The sequence below is a fragment of the Telluribacter roseus genome (genome assembly GCF_017355915.2).
GTDB lineage: Bacteria > Bacteroidota > Bacteroidia > Cytophagales > Spirosomataceae > Telluribacter.
The window spans coordinates 149,302-166,219 of sequence record NZ_JAFEUV020000013.1 but is presented as its reverse complement, the minus strand read 5'-3'; the positions used below and the strand labels follow the sequence as shown (position 1 = coordinate 166,219).

The 16,918-nt window shown below is 52.6% G+C and carries 14 protein-coding genes; 7 read left to right on the top strand and 7 right to left on the bottom strand.

Features of this window, described 5'->3' with window-relative positions; genetic code table 11:
- Positions 1–113 precede the first annotated feature (113 nt).
- Both JTN23_RS20725 and JTN23_RS20720 read right to left on the bottom strand, forming a co-directional pair.
- Complete coding sequence (locus JTN23_RS20725; protein ID WP_247236973.1) at positions 114–737, bottom strand: DUF4230 domain-containing protein; 624 nt, start codon at positions 735–737, stop codon at positions 114–116.
- A gap of 49 nt (positions 738–786) precedes the next feature.
- Entirely contained in the window at positions 787–1,809 is a 1,023-nt protein-coding gene (locus JTN23_RS20720; RefSeq protein WP_247236972.1) for a bile acid:sodium symporter family protein, read from the bottom strand.
- Between the two features lie 122 nt (positions 1,810–1,931).
- On the opposite strand from JTN23_RS20720, the gene JTN23_RS20715 reads away from it, so the two are divergent.
- Positions 1,932–2,711 carry a glycoside hydrolase family 16 protein gene (locus tag JTN23_RS20715; protein ID WP_247236977.1) on the top strand — a complete coding sequence of 260 codons (780 nt, stop codon included), beginning with the start codon at positions 1,932–1,934 and terminating at the stop codon, positions 2,709–2,711.
- A 198-nt stretch (positions 2,712–2,909) separates the two neighbouring features.
- Positions 2,910–6,353 carry an isoleucine--tRNA ligase gene (ileS, locus tag JTN23_RS20710; protein WP_247236971.1) on the top strand — a complete coding sequence of 1,148 codons (3,444 nt, stop codon included), beginning with the start codon at positions 2,910–2,912 and terminating at the stop codon, positions 6,351–6,353.
- Between the two features lie 40 nt (positions 6,354–6,393).
- Here the strand turns inward: ileS and JTN23_RS20705 are convergent, their stop codons facing one another.
- On the bottom strand, positions 6,394–7,509 hold the full coding sequence (locus JTN23_RS20705; RefSeq protein ID WP_247236970.1) for an acyloxyacyl hydrolase: 1,116 nt from the start codon (positions 7,507–7,509) through the stop codon (positions 6,394–6,396).
- Positions 7,510–7,527: 18 nt separating this feature from the next.
- Positions 7,528–8,343 carry a M23 family metallopeptidase gene (locus JTN23_RS20700; protein WP_247236969.1) on the bottom strand — a complete coding sequence of 272 codons (816 nt, stop codon included), beginning with the start codon at positions 8,341–8,343 and terminating at the stop codon, positions 7,528–7,530.
- 166 nt (positions 8,344–8,509) lie between these two features.
- On the opposite strand from JTN23_RS20700, the gene JTN23_RS20695 reads away from it, so the two are divergent.
- Both JTN23_RS20695 and JTN23_RS20690 read left to right on the top strand, forming a co-directional pair.
- On the top strand, positions 8,510–9,481 hold the full coding sequence (locus JTN23_RS20695; protein WP_247236968.1) for an aldo/keto reductase: 972 nt from the start codon (positions 8,510–8,512) through the stop codon (positions 9,479–9,481).
- Positions 9,482–9,642: 161 nt separating this feature from the next.
- Entirely contained in the window at positions 9,643–10,074 is a 432-nt protein-coding gene (locus JTN23_RS20690; RefSeq protein WP_247236967.1) for a hypothetical protein, read from the top strand.
- Between the two features lie 124 nt (positions 10,075–10,198).
- Here the strand turns inward: JTN23_RS20690 and JTN23_RS20685 are convergent, their stop codons facing one another.
- On the bottom strand, positions 10,199–11,125 hold the full coding sequence (locus JTN23_RS20685) for an alpha/beta hydrolase (protein WP_247236966.1): 927 nt from the start codon (positions 11,123–11,125) through the stop codon (positions 10,199–10,201).
- A 141-nt stretch (positions 11,126–11,266) separates the two neighbouring features.
- On the opposite strand from JTN23_RS20685, the gene JTN23_RS20680 reads away from it, so the two are divergent.
- Positions 11,267–11,563 carry a putative quinol monooxygenase gene (locus JTN23_RS20680; RefSeq protein WP_247236965.1) on the top strand — a complete coding sequence of 99 codons (297 nt, stop codon included), beginning with the start codon at positions 11,267–11,269 and terminating at the stop codon, positions 11,561–11,563.
- Between the two features lie 41 nt (positions 11,564–11,604).
- Here the strand turns inward: JTN23_RS20680 and JTN23_RS20675 are convergent, their stop codons facing one another.
- The gene (locus JTN23_RS20675) at positions 11,605–12,195 is read right to left on the bottom strand and encodes a hypothetical protein (protein WP_247236964.1); all 591 of its coding nucleotides are present in this window, start codon (positions 12,193–12,195) and stop codon (positions 11,605–11,607) included.
- 265 nt (positions 12,196–12,460) lie between these two features.
- Positions 12,461–13,222 carry an SDR family oxidoreductase gene (locus JTN23_RS20670; RefSeq protein ID WP_247236962.1) on the bottom strand — a complete coding sequence of 254 codons (762 nt, stop codon included), beginning with the start codon at positions 13,220–13,222 and terminating at the stop codon, positions 12,461–12,463.
- 160 nt (positions 13,223–13,382) lie between these two features.
- Here JTN23_RS20670 and JTN23_RS20665 point away from each other — a divergent pair, with 160 nt between their 5' ends.
- Both JTN23_RS20665 and JTN23_RS20660 read left to right on the top strand, forming a co-directional pair.
- Positions 13,383–16,463: a PVC-type heme-binding CxxCH protein gene (locus tag JTN23_RS20665; RefSeq protein ID WP_247236961.1), complete on the top strand. Its 3,081-nt coding sequence runs from the start codon at positions 13,383–13,385 to the stop codon at positions 16,461–16,463.
- A 146-nt stretch (positions 16,464–16,609) separates the two neighbouring features.
- The gene (locus tag JTN23_RS20660; protein WP_247236960.1) at positions 16,610–16,786 is read left to right on the top strand and encodes a YqaE/Pmp3 family membrane protein; all 177 of its coding nucleotides are present in this window, start codon (positions 16,610–16,612) and stop codon (positions 16,784–16,786) included.
- Positions 16,787–16,918: the final 132 nt, after the last annotated feature.

The window sequence follows — 16,918 nt, the reverse complement described above, 5'->3', positions numbered from 1 at the left end:
GATCAGATAAACTTGCTGGAGGAAGATCCAGCCTTAATTCAAGTATTCTTCCGCAAGAAGGAAGTTGCATTCTTTACGGATTAATTCACGCATCAATAACGGAGTAGCCCAGGCTACCGCAATCGTTCCAGCCGTGCCCGCATCGGAAACTTCACCAGTACTTTCCGGCCGGATACTTTCTCGAGCATGGGAGTCAGCATCTTGCGGGCATTCTCTTCGGTTTGCTCCAGTATACCCATCTCCAGCGCCGACTGCCTGATCTGCTGCTCGGCCTGCTTGTACCCTTCCTCCACCAGCTTCGCCTCTTCCATAAAGGCATACTCCGTATTGTACACCCGTGAGCGCTCGTGATCAATCTTGAATACACACAGCTCCGGCTCGGGTAGCGTTACCACCAGGGTTTCTGCTTCATTGGTCACGTCACCTATTCGGAGTTTGGTCAGATCCACGCAGCCAATGGCGTCCCCCTGCACGATCAGTACCGCCTTGGCGTTGGGCAGAAAGGTATTTTTCTTCTCCTGTTCTACAATGTCCTTAAAATTATAGCGCACCAGCTCCAGCTTTCCCATAGCCGTCATCTCCTGCAGTACCACCGTGTGCATGGTTTCGGTGCGCTCTTCCCCTCCCATCCAGTTGGGCCACAGGTTGGTGCCACTGAACCTACTCCACAGCGCTATGCACCCTACAATGATGAGGATAAAGATGGAAAACCTTACAAGTGACCTAACGAACCGCATAACAACAGAATAGATGTGTACTTAGTATAACGAAATCTATACCCTAAAACTATGCCCCGGCCTCATTCTGCCGGGCCAGCCGCTGGGCAATGATACTCACCACCAGTAGCTGAAACGCGTGGTAGATCATAATAGGCAGCAGGATAATACCCGCGCTGGCGGCCCCGGCAAATAGTACTTTGGACATAACTGCTCCCTGCACGAGCGACTTTTTGGTCCCGCAGAATACCGCCGTGATCTGATCTTCGCGGTTGAAGCCTATCAGTCGGCACAGGACCATCAGGAGGTAGTATACCAGGAAAAACAGCATGATAATACCCAGCGTCAGCCAGAGCATGGTAGCGGCATCAAACTGACTGAACAGCCGATTTTCAAAAGACTCACAGAAAGAGGTATACACGATAAGCAGGATGATAAACTGATCGATGTAGCGCAGGGTAGCCTTGTTGCGCTCGGCAAAAGCCCCGTAGCGCCCATACAACAGTACCCCCAGTACCACTGGCAACAGTACCTGCAGTACCAGCTTGATCATCACCTCCGTCAGCTCAAATTCGCCCGGTCCGGCTTCCAGCACCAGCCCCATCCAAATCGGGGTAATAAATACCCCCAGCAGGCTGGAGATACTGGCATTGAATATGGCACCCGGTATATTACCGCCCGCCATGGATACCATTACCACCGAAGAGGATACCGTAGAAGGCAGGGCCGCCAGAAAGAAAATAGCCAGCCAGAGTGTATGGTTCTCCTCCCCCACAAAGAAAGGACGTACACCCAGCGCCAGCAGGGGAAAAAGGATAAAAGTAGATACGTGAACTACGATATGGAGGCGCCAGTTGCTCAGGCCAGCCCGCAGCTTCTGGGGACTCAGCCGTAGGCCATAGAAGAAGAAAATCAGGGAAACACCGTAGTTGGCAATCTCAGCCAGGGGCACCGGGCTGGCGTCCGTACCCGGGTACGGCCACAGGTACGCCAGGATCACTACTCCGATCAGAGCTAGTAAGAAATCATCCAGCCCGGCTCTTTTAGCTAAATTACTTATGCGTTGCCACCTGTTAGAATCTGTATCTTTCACTCTTTATTATTTAAAATGGTTAGCCTTACCGGCTATTTTGATCTGCTTTGCTATTTACAAAAAACGTCTATTTACCTTTTAAAATGAAATTATTCGCCTCTCTCCTGCTCTTCTTTCTCAGTATGGCTACCTATTCCCGGGCTCAGTGGACGCTGGTGTGGGCGGATGAATTCAATCAGGATGGCCGTCCCGATCCGAAGAACTGGACCTACGAGCAGGGCTTCGTCCGCAATGAGGAGCTGCAGTGGTACCAGCCCGAAAATGCCTACTGCCGCGACGGTATGCTCATCATTGAGGGCAAGCGTGAGCAGAAGCCCAACCCGAACTACAAGCCCAACAGCACCAACTGGAAAGAGAGCCGCCCCACCATCGACTACACCGCCGCCAGTCTGCTGACCCGCGGTCTGCACCAGTGGCAGTACGGTCGCTTCGAGATGCGGGGACGCATAGACACCCGCCCCGGCCTGTGGCCGGCCTTCTGGACGTTGGGAGTCAAGGGCGAGTGGCCCAGCAACGGCGAGATCGACATCATGGAGTACTACCGGGGTATGCTGCTGGCTAATGCCGCCTGGGGTACCGACCAGCGCTACAAGGCGAAGTGGGATGACCTTAAAAAGCCCATTACGGAGTTTAACGATCCTAACTGGTCGGACAAGTTTCATGTATGGCGGATGGACTGGGACGACAAGAGCATCAAACTATACGTGGATGATCAGCTACTGAACGAGGTAGATCTGGAAGAAACCTACAACAGTGACGCAGAACGAAAGAACCCGTTCCGGCAGCCCCACTACCTACTCCTCAACTTGGCCATCGGGGGTATGAACGGCGGCGATCCTGCGGGTACCGATTTTCCGTCGCGCTATGAGGTAGACTACATAAGAGTATACCAGAAGAAATAACTCCCGCTTTTTGCGCAGCTCACTGCCCATCAGCCCCATAATCATGCGGGCCCGGCACGCCTATTCCTCAAAAAATCCCTAAATTTGCGGTCTTAAAATTAATTATGGCCTGCTAATGTTATAGAAGGACCATCTACTGATGGAACGGATGAATTATACTATTGGTATGGCTACCGCAAGCCGTTTATCTATACTACCGTGAAATACAAAGAGTATAAAAACCTCAATTACGCACAGCTCGCTGATGAGGTACTGGACTTCTGGAAGAAGAACCAGATTTTTGAGGCTTCCGTCAAGGTACGTGAAGGAGCGCCTTCCTTTACCTTCTACGAAGGCCCGCCGTCGGCCAACGGTACGCCGGGTATTCACCACGTGATGGCCCGCTCGATCAAGGATATTTTCTGCCGCTACAAGACTCTGCAGGGCTTTCAGGTAAAGCGTAAAGGAGGCTGGGATACCCACGGGTTGCCGGTGGAGCTGCAGGTTGAAAAAGAACTGGGTATCACCAAAGATGATATCGGTAAAACCATCTCGGTAGAAGACTACAACGCCCGCTGCCGCGAAACGGTCATGAAATTTACGGATCAGTGGAATAGCCTGACTGAGAAGATGGGCTATTGGGTAGACCTGGACGATCCATACATCACCTACGAGAATAACTACATCGAGAGCCTCTGGAACCTGCTAAAAAAGCTGTACGATAAAGGACTGCTTTACAAAGGCTACACCATCCAGCCTTACTCGCCGGGCGCCGGTACGGGCCTGTCGTCGCACGAGCTGAACATGCCGGGTACCTACAAGGATGTAAAGGACACTACCATCGTAGCCATGTTTAAGGTAAAGAACCCGGCAGGCTACGAAGTATTCGGCGATCAGGGCAATGCAGATATACGAATCCTGGCCTGGACTACAACCCCTTGGACCTTACCGGCCAACTCGGCCCTAACCGTAGGAGGCAATATTACGTATGTACTTGTAAAAACCTTCAACCCCTATACCCACGAACCCGTACAGGTAGTACTGGCGAAGGATCTGCTGGGTAAGTACTTTTCGCCCAAAGGTCGCGATGGCGACTTCGAAGGCTACGAAGCTAGTGACAAGAAAGTATTGCCCTGGACGGTTCTGAAAGAATTTAAAGGGAAAGATCTGGAAGGAGTAGAGTACGAACAACTCCTCCCCTACATACAGCCCGACAACCGCAACGGCGGACCGTCCGCCTTCCGCGTTATACTGGGTGACTTCGTAACTACTGAAGATGGTACCGGTGTAGTACATACCTCACCTACCTTCGGTGCGGATGACTTCCGGGTAGCGCAGGCCAATGGCATACCGGCCATTATGGTGAAGGATGAAAATGGTAAGGATGTTCCCATTGTGGATCGCACCGGACGTTTTGTAAAGGAAGTCGGTGAATTTGGTGGTCGCTTTGTAAAGCCTGAGTACTACTCAGCCGCCGAGCAGGCTGATCCTGACTTCAAGCCTACTGATGTACTAATTGCCATCAAGCTCAAGGAAGAAGGAAAGGCCTTCCGGGTAGAGAAATATGAACATACCTACCCCCACTGCTGGCGTACCGATAAACCTGTACTGTACTACCCGCTGGATAGCTGGTTTATCCGTACCACGGCCATGAAGGACCGCCTGGTAGAGCTGAATAAGACCATCAACTGGAAACCCGAAAGTACCGGTACCGGCCGCTTCGGCAACTGGCTCGAAAACCTCGTAGACTGGAACCTGAGCCGTAGCCGCTACTGGGGTACTCCGCTCCCGATCTGGCGCAGCGAGGACGGTGAAGAAGTATGTGTGGGCTCCGTAGAAGAACTGAAAGGGCTGATCAGTGGGGCAAATGCTTCGGGCAAGCTAACGGATGAGCAGACTGCCTCCAACGAAGAGTACCTGGCCAAGCTGGATGCGGGTGACTTTGACCTGCACCGCCCCTACGTGGACCGCATCTACTTCATATCCTCGAAGGGTAATGTGATGTTCCGTGAGCCGGACCTGATCGACGTATGGTTTGACTCGGGTGCTATGCCGTACGCACAGTGGCACTACCCATTCGAAAATGAGGATATATTCAACGAGAGCTACCCCGCTGACTTTATATCGGAAGGGGTAGATCAGACCCGTGGCTGGTTCTTTACGCTCCACGCCATCGCCGGTATGCTGTTCGACTCCGTGGCGTTCAAGAACGTAGTATCGACCGGACTGGTACTGGATAAGAATGGTAACAAGATGTCGAAGCGCCTCGGTAATGCGGTTGATCCGTTTGAGACGCTGGCGAAGTTCGGCCCCGATGCCACCCGCTGGTACATGATCACCAACGCCGAGCCCTGGGACAACCTGCGCTTCAACCTCGATGGTGTGGTAGAAGCCCAGCGTAAGTTCTTTGGTACCTTATTCAATACCTATAACTTCTTTGCGCTGTACGCCAACCTGGATGGTTACCAGTTTGATCCCGCCAACCGGGTACCTCACGAGAAGCTTCCCGAGCTGGACCGCTGGATCCTGTCCAAGCTGAACACGCTGATCAAAGAAGTAGGCGAGCAATTTGATGAATACAATCCGACCAAAGCCGGTCGTCTGGTACAGGACTTCGTGAGTGACCAGCTTTCAAACTGGTACGTACGTCTGAACCGCCGGCGTTTCTGGAAAGGAGAGCTGTCGGAAGACAAACGGGCTGCTTACGAAACCCTGCAGCAATGTCTGGTAACGGTAGCGCAGCTAATGTCGCCTATCGCACCGTTCTTTGGCGAATGGCTGTACAAAAATCTGACTGACTCACTCCGCGAAGGTGCTGCGAATGGTAGCGCCTACGACCAAGCCTCGGTACACCTGACCAGCTGGTTTGAGGTACAGGAGGAACTGATCGATCCGGATCTGGAAGAGTCCATGCAGCTGGCGCAGGATATCAGCTCGCTGGTACACGCGCTCCGTAAGGGCAACACCGCAGCAGCCGGAGGCAAGTCCATCAAGGTACGTCAGCCGCTATCCAAGGTACTTATACCGGTACTGAACGAAAAGACCCGCCGTCAGATCGAGGCCGTAGCACCGATCATCCTATCGGAGGTGAATATCAAGACCGTTGAATTCATTGATGACGACAGCGGCATCCTCAAGAAAAAGATCAAGCCTAACTTCAAGGCGCTGGGTCCCCGTTTTGGCCCTAAGATGAAAGATGTAGCCGCGGCCATCCAGGCCATGGGCGAAGCCGACATCAAGCAGATTGAAAAAGAAGGGAACATCGATCTTTCCGTAAAAGAGGAAACTGTAAACATTCAGCTTTCGGATGTAGAAATCATCGCAGAGGATGTACCCGGCTGGCTGGTAGCCAGCGAAGGCGGCCTGACCGTAGCGCTGGACGTGACCATCACCGACGAGCTGCGCCGCGAGGGTATCGCCCGTGACTTCGTGAACCGGATCCAGAACCTGCGTAAGGACAAGGGATTTGAAGTAACGGATAAGATACAGATCATCCTGCTGAATAACGACGAGCTACTGGCCGATGCCATCACTACCAACAAGCAGTACATCTGTCAGGAAGTACAGGCTACAGGTCTGGACCTGACCAACGACCTGAACGGCGAGGCCGTAGAGATCGAGATGGATGAGTTCCTGCTGAAAGTAAAAGTAGACGTAGTATAAAGAGTAACATTGGTGAAGCTGGCTTTGACAAAGGCCGGCTTCACCAATGCCTTACCAGCCGCAGGTCCCAGAAATTAGCCACGTGGCCATGTACTTTCAGATTAACTCCTGCCGAATACGAATGATTGAGCTGGTAAACCAATCCCCAGCGATGGTACAGCAACGGATAGTAAGGCGCCTGCCTGAATAAATAGATGCCCAGCTGCTGGCTAAATGTTACCTTCCCCAACAGAAACTCATGCCCCAGTAGCCCTCCTGCCCGCAGGGAGCTCAGATGTGTCAGCGTATCCCGCGCCAGTCTTTCTCTGAGCGCATAGTCCTTGTAGGCTTCTACTCCCGCCGTAAGGGTGTTGGTTCTGCCGATTTGCCTCCGGATGGTAATACCTGCTCCGATCAGGGGATATTGCTGTGATTCACCTGCCGCTACATTTTGAATACCTCCAAATACATACAAGTCATTGAGAGGTTCATTTCTTCTCCAATCCTGCTGCCTCTTTAAATTAGCGGGCCGGTTCAGCGAAACAGGTCTGAGGGCATAGTCTACTCCCAGACCCACCGTTGGCCAGTTGATCCCTTTGTTCGGCTGTCTGAACCCACCGTTGGATACGTGCTGGTAGTCGCCCGTTAGGGCTATGGCCCACTGCTGACTAATTCGGAAATAGGTACTTGCTCCCAATGATAGGTAGGCGCTGAGCGCGGTACTATACGACATATTGGTAGGATTGCGCTCGGGATGGTAGGGATTGGAAAGCCACGAAAGTCCAGCCGCCCCCCGCACCCCCAGTAGTACTCTGGACGAAAGCGGGAAGGTAGGTTCCAGGTAATAGGCGGCGGTAAGGCTACGTCCCAGCACGGCATTGTCGTAATCATAGTAGGCCAGCGTTATACCCGTGCGGGGCAGGCATCCGTACCGCATCCAGCTACCGGCCCCGTGCCACTGCTTCCCCCAGTCCAGATGCACACCGGCGGGATGCGAGCCAGCCGTATTATGTACATCGACCGAGTGAGCAAATATAGAACCGTAGTGGCCCCACAGAGTAAGCGTGGTAACCTGTCGGACGGGTGCCAGCGAAGAGGTATCCGCCGCATCCTGCCCCATGGAGTAGATTGAAGGAATACCTATCAGAAAAAGGGATACTAGTAACCATTTTCGCATGATAAGTAATTTGGTTCATCACTGTACTACTTCGGCCTGAGTAAGCCAGGTATAGGTATTTTCGGGTTTGGGTAGTCCTTCGGGCGTTATGCGCAGAAACATCAGGTGCAGGTGCGTGGGCGAGCGCTCCTTAAAGGCGTTGTAGCCCGTACGTCCTACCTCGGCGATTTTCTCTCCGGCTTTTACCCACTGTCCGGGCTCTACAATGACACACTTATTATGCGCATAATAAAACACGCCGTCCAGGCACGGATCATAGATCCAGATGTAGTTTCCTCCGCGCATCTTGCTATTGGGTCCCCACCCCGTTTCGGTAGCCAGTACTACACCGCTCGTAAACGCCAGTACATCCACCGGCTGCCCCGAGCGATCATCCAGATCATCCTGGTCGCCGTCCCGGATAAACAGGTCCTGCGCCGGGTGGCTTCCGCGTACATCCGAGTCGAACAGGTCAAAACCCGTAGCCCGGTAGCCGCGGCCCTTTCCGCCGATCGAGTACCGGGGAAGCTGTCCCCTCAACGGATACACAAAAGGCCCGGATGAGCCGGTCCGGCAGGAGTCTTTTCCGACTGTCTGCCGCAACCCCAGCATTACCTGCTGAAAGGCGCGCTCCGCCGAGTCAGGAGAGATTACCTGCTGGCTTATACCATCGTATACCTGCTGAAATTGTTGACAATACATCAACAATTGCTCCGAAGGCTCCTGCCTGTCGACAGGGATCATTTTCCACGCCAGCGTACCCAGTACTATCACAATCCCTACAACCTGCTTCACAACTCGCTCTACAAACTTTCTGCCTCTCATCATCCGGCTCCTGATCTTACTCGTATTCATGCTGACCAATCAAACAACTTCCCCGCTAAGTTATTTACTTTTGGGATAGCTGGTCTGATGAATAGTTCTAAAATTTATAATCCTCTTTTAGAAGAAGGATGTTTTAAATTGATTACAAAAAAATCATCTTCGCCAGCGAATTACTTACCTTATAATCATACTAACTATGGAATACCGTCGATTTGGTCGTAGTGGCTGGCAGGTCAGCGAAATAGGCTACGGCATGTGGGGACTGGCCGGATGGACCGGCTCTGATCTTGCGGAAGTAGAGAACTCTCTGAATAAAGCCGTAGAACTGGGCTGTAACTTTTTTGATACGGCCTGGGGCTACGGCGAGGGGCTTTCGGAGCGAATTCTGGGCGACCTGATCCGTCGCTACCCTGACAAGCGTATCTATGCCGCCACCAAAATACCTCCTAAAAACCGCACCTGGCCTTCGCGATCTGAATTCTCACTGGACGAAGTTTTTCCAGCTGATTATATCAGAGAATATACCGAAATAAGCCTCAAGAACCTGGGTACGGATAGCATTGACCTGCTGCAGTTCCACGTATGGGAAGACCACTGGGCTGATCGTGATGAATGGAAGGAAGAGGTACAAAAGCTGACCCAGGAAGGTAAGGTACAGCGCTGGGGCATCAGCGTGAACCGCTGGGAGCCGGATAACTCGCTCAACACCATCAAGACTGGCCTCATAGACGCCGTACAGGTGATCTACAATATCTTTGATCAGGCTCCGGAAGACAACCTCTTCCCGCTCTGCCGCCAGATGGACATTGGCGTGATCGCCCGTGTACCCTTTGACGAAGGTACCCTCACCGGTACGCTCACCAAAGAAACTACCTTCCCGGCCGATGACTGGCGCTCTACCTACTTCGTACCCGAAAACCTCAACAGCAGCGTCGATCACGCCGAAGCCTTGAAGCCTGTTATTCCCGAAGGTATGACCATGTCCGAAATGGCTCTACGCTTTATTCTGAACAATCCGGATGTACATACTACCATACCGGGTATGCGCAAGCTGCACCACGTGGAGGCCAACATCGCTACCAGCGACGGCAAGCGCCTCCCGGATGCACTGGCAGCTGAACTCAGGAATCACCGCTGGGACCGTACCCCTACCGAGTGGTCGCAGTAGAGAGAAAATAAGTATCCGTAAAAGGAGGATGATCGGAACACTGAATCCGTTCATCCTTTTTTTTTACCGTTCACCTTAACTGTTGTCACATAGCAGGTGCAGGAGGCTTCTTTGAGATGTAATACAAAAATATATTTCCCATCCCAAAACCTTCAAGTGCCATGAGAATTGTAACAAAATCCCTGATGATCGCCTTGTGTGGCGTGCTGATGAGCGGAGCGGTATCAGCCAACGGTACAGCACCACTGACACAAACAAGAGTAGATAATCCACAGGACGCGGCTAAGAAAGCGCCCTTTCAGGTAGGTATGTACCGGGTTATCAATTCACTTAAAATGAACGTATTGATTGAGAAACAACTAGGCGAGCGGGTAGTTGTAAAACTGCTTGATCAGAAGGGAGTGGTACTGTTTGAAGATGTACTAGGCAGAAGACAGCAGAAGTATGGCCGCAAACTCGATTTTTCGGAGATAAAGGATGGAAACTATACCGTAGTAGTGACCAATGGTACCGAGGAAATCGTTAAAGACATTCGCCTGTCTACCCTGGCCCTTTACGAAATGCCTGCCCGTACGCTGGTAGCGGTGAATTAACATTTTAATAAGACCAACAAAAAGAGGGAGGTTCTGCATTTTCAGAACCTCCCTCTTTCACTTAACTTATCCTTTCCTCCCTTCCCCCTTTCTTACCGCGCGGCGGCCGCCCTTCCTCCTTTGATTACTTCATCCATCCCATCGCCTGCAGCCAGCCTTCCATCGCTACGGGCCAGTTGGCTACCGAACCCTTACCATCCGTGCGCATGGAAAATCCATGGCCTCCGCGGGGATACAGGTGCATCTCTACGGGGATCTTGTTCTTTTTAAGGGCCAGGTAGTACTCTATGCTATTCTCCACGGGTACGGCGGTATCATCCTCAGCATGTACCAGAAAGGCCGGAGGCGTGCTGGCATCTACCTGCAATTCATTGGAGTAGTAACGGATTAGTTCATCCGACTTGGCCGCTCCCAGCAGGTTATCCCGCGAGCCTCCGTGCGATATAGCGGGCTGAAACGAAATAACGGGGTACAGCAGGATGGAGAAGTTAGGCTTGGCATCCTCCGAAGCTCCCGCTCCCTTATTAAAATGCGTGGAGAGCGTAGCTGCCAGGTGTCCCCCGGCCGAAAAGCCCATCACCCCTACCTTATTAGCATCCACGTTCCACTTACCGGCGTTCTGACGGATGAGCTTCATGCCCTGCATCGCATCCATCAGAGGTACCTCGTGCTGGTTAGTCATGGCCTTGGCGTTAGGCAGACGGTACTTCAGTACGAATGCCGCAATGCCCCGCTCCTTAAACCACTCGGCCAGTTCGCTCCCCTCGTGCTGCGCCGCCAGTATGGCGTATCCACCACCCGGACAGATCATCACCGCCGCTCCGGTAGCCTTGTCCTTAGCCGGTATATAGGCCGTCATGGTAGGTACTGTCACGCCACTGATGCGCATGATTCCGTTGGTAGTTTCGGATTTCTCTACGACGGCGGAGTTTTGAATAGCATTGGGTACTTTGCCCTCTGGCCACAGAGGTACTACTTCATTTTGTGCCATAGCAGTCAGTGCCAGCACTGACAGACCAGCCGTCAGTAGCGTACGTAAGTCTTTTTTCATTGGTCAGGATTATTTTCTCAAAAAAGACGCAGCAAGAGCGGTTTTACCCTCAGTGCCTTCGCCCCAAAGGTAGCCGACTACTCGCAGGTACCGCAATTTTCCTTTCCTTTGGAGTATACAATCCCAGAAGTAAAGATAGCTATGTTGATCAGAATCGTACGCATGACGTTCCAACCCGATAAGGTGGAGGAATTCCGGCAGATTTTTGAAAGTTCTAAGCACAAGATACGCGCCCGTCCCGGCTGCCGGTACCTCGAACTGTGGCAGGACCTGCATCAGCCCCAGGTATTCGTCACGCACAGCCACTGGGAATCGGAAGAAGCCCTGAACAGTTACCGCGATTCGGAGCTATTCAGAGATACGTGGAACCGGACCAAAGCCCTGTTCGCCGACAAGCCGCAGGCGTTCTCGGTAGCTTCGGTGGAGAAGGTGGAGTAAAAAAGAGGCCACAACCCGTGAGTCGTGGCCTCTATATAAAGTTATTGCTTTGGCGGGCTGATCATGATGTGAGCTCGGTACGTGCCGGGGTCCATGATCCAGGGCATACCGGGAGCATCGGGTTTGAGGGGAAGTCCGGTGCTTTCGGCCGTAGCGTTAGGTATATATACTACGTAGCGCAGGTAGCCATCTTTCACTTCACCCGTAGTAGCATTGAGGTTCTCATCCGTTCCCGTATAAACAAATAGCGAGGTAGGCTGCAAGGGCATCTTCAACTTACCCGACTTAGCCTCCGCTTCCCGCATATCATTCGATTCTTTGGCTGATTTGCCGGCCTGTTTCAGCTCCCGGCCCCGTGCCATAAAAGGATCCAGGTCCTTGTGGTAGCACGACACGTTGATGCCTTTTTGATTAGGATCATCGGCCAGGCATACCATGTCGTTGGTACCTTTCCGCAATACCGTAAACTTGCCATCCGGACCGTAGCCGTACACCATGGCTCCGTCACGTTTTTCGCTGGGTGCCGCCTGCACGGCGGTTTTGATCTGTAGATCCGCCGAAGGCGTGGAGGTCTGAGCCTTTGCCGTAAAACCTACCAGAAGCAATAGGCTGAGTGATAAGGTAGTTTTCATATCTGTTCTAAGTGTGGTTTAGGAAACTAGGTATAGTTAAAGGTATAGTATGAAGTCTTCCCAAACAATAGGTGACCACTAGTTTATTGGTAAAGGTACCAGGTGTCGCCCCTACGGAGCTTGCGCTGTTTGTAATACATTTGTGCTACTAAAGTCTCGCCCCTACGGGGCTTCTGTAGTTCTGCACAAGTATCGGTAGCTGACGCCTAGGACTTCACTCCTGCGAAACAAACCCAACAATCTGCACCCGAAACCCGACATTCTCCTAAAATCCGTACACAAAGAAGCCTCCGTCAATGGTCATACACTGCCCGGTGATGTAGCTGGCTGCCGGCAGACAGAAGAACACTACCGCGGCCGCTACCTCTTCGGGCTGTCCGATGCGCTTCATGGGGGTGCGGGCCAGGATTTTCTCCATCCGTACCGGATCGTTCAGCACCGGTGCGGCCAACGGTGTTTCGATATACCAGGGAGCTACGGCATTGACCCGGATGCCATCGGTGGCCCACTCTACCGCCAGGTTACGGGTGAGCTGCGTGACGGCCCCTTTGGTCATACCGTAGATAGAGCCGCTACTGATGTGCGTAAGGCCCGATACGGATGATATATTGACAATGTTGCCCTGACTGGCTTTCAGTAAAGGATAAGCCGCCTGACTCAGCTTAAATACCGAAGTCATATTCACCTGCATGATCATTTCGTACTCTTCCTGAGAGTACTCGATAGTAGGTTTACGGATGTTCATCCCGGCGTTGTTGATCAGGATGTCCAGCGTACCCCAGGTCTCATTGACATGTGCTATGATAGCAGGTATACTCTCCGGTTTGAGCATGTCGAAGGCTTTCCCGATAATGGACTGCCCCTTCTCAGCCGCCTCCCGGCTTAGCTTTTCAATATCTTCGGTATTGCGGGCGATAACCATCACTTCGGCTCCTGCCTCGGCCAGCATACGGGCGCAGGCTTCTCCGATTCCTTTTGTACCTCCGGTTACGAGGGCTTTTTTACCTTTCAGATTCCAGTTTAGCATTCGTTTTAATTTATTAATTCATTCAGGCACCACGCATTGAGGTACATCCTGAGGATAAGTTGAAATTTATTCTTCTATAAAGGGTAAAAAAAACCTAATTCTCATGCTTTTAGTAAGACAATAGTGCGTAGAAACTTTATAAAGTATTTATAATCAACTCATGAAATCCAAAAAATCTACCCTGCTTACCGCCGGAGGAGTGCTGTCAGTAGGTCTGTTTATTGCGGCTTATCAGAACACCAACCCGAGTACTGTATCGGGTTCGCAACTAGATACGCTGTACGCTGACCTGACCGAGGAGCAGAAACGTTCGCCAAAGTACGCGATTGCGGGTCTTACCGTAGCCAAAGGCCTGGAGGCTGGTATGTTTGCTTCGGAACCTACGCTGACCAATCCTACCAACATAGATGTGGACCACCGGGGGCGCGTATGGGTATGCGAGGCTTACAACTACCGTCCGGCTATTACAGGCAATAGTACCCACCCCGAAGGTGACCGCATCCTGATCCTGGAAGATACCGACGGCGACGGCAAGTCTGACAAGACCAAGGTATTCTACCAGGGACCGGAGCTGAACGCCCCGCTAGGGATCTGGGTCATGGGTAACCGCGCCATCGTATCACAAAGCCCCTACGTGTGGCTCCTTACGGATACTGACGGCGACGACAAGGCTGATAAGAAAGAGGTTATATTTCAGGGTATCCAGGGCGAGCAGCACGACCACGGAATGCACGCCTTCACCATCGGACCGGACGGGAAGTTCTACTTCAACTTCGGAAACGAAGGAGGACAGCTCCTGGACGGACAGGGTAAGCCGGTACTGGACAAGACGGGCAAGCCCATCGACTTCAAGAAGTACAAGCAGGGTATGGTATTCCGCTGTGACCCTGACTTCCGCAATATAGAAGTACTTGGCCACAACTTCCGTAACAACTACGAGGTAGTCGTGGACAGCTACGGTACTATGTGGCAGTCGGACAACGACGATGATGGCAACAAAGGTGTCCGTATCAACTACGTGATGGAAGGGGGTAACTACGGCTACACCGACGAAATGACCGGAGCCGGCTGGCGCGCCAACCGTACCAATATCGAAGACGAAATACCCCTGCGTCACTGGCACCTCAATGACCCGGGTGTAGTACCTAACCTCCTGCAGACAGGCGCGGGCTCACCTACGGGCATGGTGCTGTACGAAGGACGTCTGCTGCCCCAGGTATACCACGACCAGATGATCCATACCGATGCGGGTCCCAATGTGGTGCGCTCGTATCCGGTAAAGAAAGCCGGTGCCGGCTATACGGCTACCATCGTCAATGTACTGGAAGGTACCCGCGACCAGTGGTTCCGTCCGTCGGATGTGTGCGTAGCGCCCGATGGCTCGCTCTTCGTATCTGACTGGTACGATCCGGGCGTAGGTGGACACCAGGCCGGCGACCTCAACCGCGGCCGTATCTACCGGGTGGCTCCTGCCAATACGCCGTATCGCCTGCCTAAGGTAGATCTCACTACCGCAGCCGGTGCCGTAGAAGCCTTGCAGAGCCCTAACCTGTCTATCCGTTACCAGGCCTGGAACACGCTCATGAAGCAGGGTGCCCAGGCGGAGGCCGAGCTGGCCAAGCTATTCAATAATACCTCGGCCAATCCGCGCATGCGCGCCAGAGCCCTGTGGGCCCTCAGCAAGCTGGAAGGTGTAGGTCAGAAGTACTTCAGTGCTGCCCTGAAAGACCCTAACCCGGACATTCGCATTACGGCGCTGCGGGCGGTTCGTCAGCAGAATGTAGACCCTACGGGTACTATCGTGATGCTCGCCAAGGATGAAGACCCGCAGGTACGTCGTGAAGCGGCGCTGGCTCTACGGGGCAATACCTCGGCTCAGGCTCCCGAACTGTGGACTACCCTGGCTCAGCAGTACGACGGCAAAGACCGCTGGTACCTCGAGGCCCTGGGACTTGGTGCCGAAGGCCAGTGGGACCGCTTCTTCAAAGCCTGGCTGACCAAGGCCGGAGCTAACCCTATAGCTACTGATGCCGGTAAGGATATCGTATGGCGGGCCCGTACCAAAGAGTCAGTACCTCTGCTGGCTTCACTAGCCGGTGACCCCAAGGTAGATCTGAAACAGCGTCTGCGGTACTTCCGGGCGTTTGACTTCAACCCCGGCGGCAAAGAGAAATCAATGGCGCTGCTGACCATTATGAAAGGCAGTGCTGCTAACCAGAACGAGATCAACCAACTGGTGCTGCGCCACCTCGACCCGGCTTTTGTGAAGCAGTCGCCGGAAGCCATGGCCGCGCTGAAGAAGCTGCTGGATGCCTCATACGGCACGCCTCAGTATATGGAGTTGGTAGCGCGCTATGAACTACCTTCCGAAAACAATCGCCTGCTGCAGCTGGCTGTATCGAAGCCTTACGAAGGTACTGGTCGCGAAGCCGGTCGTCTGCTCCTGAAGCAGGGTGGCACGCCGCTGGTGTGGAGTACCGTTAAGGGCAAAGAAACCGATAAAGCGGCCGCTGTACTGGCCTCCATTCGGGGTGTAGGCAGTAAAGAATCGCTTAATATACTGAGTACCGTAGCTCTTGACAGCAAATACCCAATGAGTGTTCGCCGCGAAGCAACCCGCTCACTGGGTGGTAGCATGAACGGAGAAGATCAGGTACTGGCCTATCTGAAAGAAGGTAAGTTTGACGGTGAATTGAAAGCCGCAGCGGTACAGGGGGTAAGCGGAGCCTGGCGCAAGGCCATCCGCACCGAAGCAGCCAGTTACCTCAACGGCACTACCACCGCCGGCCAGAAACACCCGCCGGTCAATCAGCTGATCGCGGTGAAAGGTGATGCTGCCAAAGGCCGTCAGGTATTCCAGATGTACTGCTCTACCTGCCACCAGGTCAATGGTGAGGGTGCTGACTTTGGTCCGAAGCTGTCCGAGATTGGTAGTAAATTGCCCAAAGAAGGACAATACATGGCTGTATACTACCCAAGTGCGGGCATCAGCTTTGGCTACGAAGGCTACGAGGTGAAGTTAAAAGACGGCTCAACCGTAGCGGGTATTATCTCCAGCAAGACCGAAACCGACCTCATCATGAAGTTTCCGGGAGGTACTACGCAGGAGTACAAGATGTCGAACGTGAAGTCTATTAAGCAACTGGATGAGTCTATGATGCCTCCGGGCCTCCACGAAGCCATGAGTACCGAAGAGCTCACCGGGCTCGTAGAGTACCTGGCTAGTCTGAAGCGGAAATAAGCTTGATAATATGATTCATAAAAAAGCCCTGCCGACAAAAGTTGGCAGGGCTTTTTTTTAACTACCAGCTGGCCTGTTGGTACAATAATTTTAGGGTATAAAGCAGATAATTATTTATTGATCAACACCTATAACTACATATAGCCATGAGCATCATACGAATCTTATTTGCCATCATACTCCCCCCGCTGGGAGTGTTCCTGACAGTAGGCTTTGGTAAGCACTTCTGGATAAATATTATTCTGACCCTGCTGGGTTTTCTGCCGGGTATTATACACGCTGTCTGGATTATTGCCAGGCGAAGTAGCACAGTTACCTACTAGCCGTATAAGTATCTGAGCTAGTGTTACCCTGCTGTATGGCTACGGCTGGTTGTTCTGTATTACTTACGCAGCAGCAGAGTACGGCTCTGCATTTAGAATTAACTTAGAATCTCATAAATATTCGTGATACTG

Coding starts and splice junctions, on each gene's coding strand:
- JTN23_RS20725 (WP_247236973.1), bottom strand. CDS start 737: ATGCGGTTCGTTAGGTCACTTGTAAGGTTTTCCATCTTTATCCTCATC.
- JTN23_RS20715 (WP_247236977.1), top strand. CDS start 1,932: ATGGCTACCTATTCCCGGGCTCAGTGGACGCTGGTGTGGGCGGATGAA.
- JTN23_RS20705 (WP_247236970.1), bottom strand. CDS start 7,509: ATGCGAAAATGGTTACTAGTATCCCTTTTTCTGATAGGTATTCCTTCA.
- JTN23_RS20700 (WP_247236969.1), bottom strand. CDS start 8,343: ATGAATACGAGTAAGATCAGGAGCCGGATGATGAGAGGCAGAAAGTTT.
- JTN23_RS20695 (WP_247236968.1), top strand. CDS start 8,510: ATGGAATACCGTCGATTTGGTCGTAGTGGCTGGCAGGTCAGCGAAATA.
- JTN23_RS20690 (WP_247236967.1), top strand. CDS start 9,643: ATGAGAATTGTAACAAAATCCCTGATGATCGCCTTGTGTGGCGTGCTG.
- JTN23_RS20685 (WP_247236966.1), bottom strand. CDS start 11,125: ATGAAAAAAGACTTACGTACGCTACTGACGGCTGGTCTGTCAGTGCTG.
- JTN23_RS20680 (WP_247236965.1), top strand. CDS start 11,267: ATGTTGATCAGAATCGTACGCATGACGTTCCAACCCGATAAGGTGGAG.
- JTN23_RS20675 (WP_247236964.1), bottom strand. CDS start 12,195: ATGAAAACTACCTTATCACTCAGCCTATTGCTTCTGGTAGGTTTTACG.
- JTN23_RS20670 (WP_247236962.1), bottom strand. CDS start 13,222: ATGCTAAACTGGAATCTGAAAGGTAAAAAAGCCCTCGTAACCGGAGGT.
- JTN23_RS20665 (WP_247236961.1), top strand. CDS start 13,383: ATGAAATCCAAAAAATCTACCCTGCTTACCGCCGGAGGAGTGCTGTCA.
- JTN23_RS20660 (WP_247236960.1), top strand. CDS start 16,610: ATGAGCATCATACGAATCTTATTTGCCATCATACTCCCCCCGCTGGGA.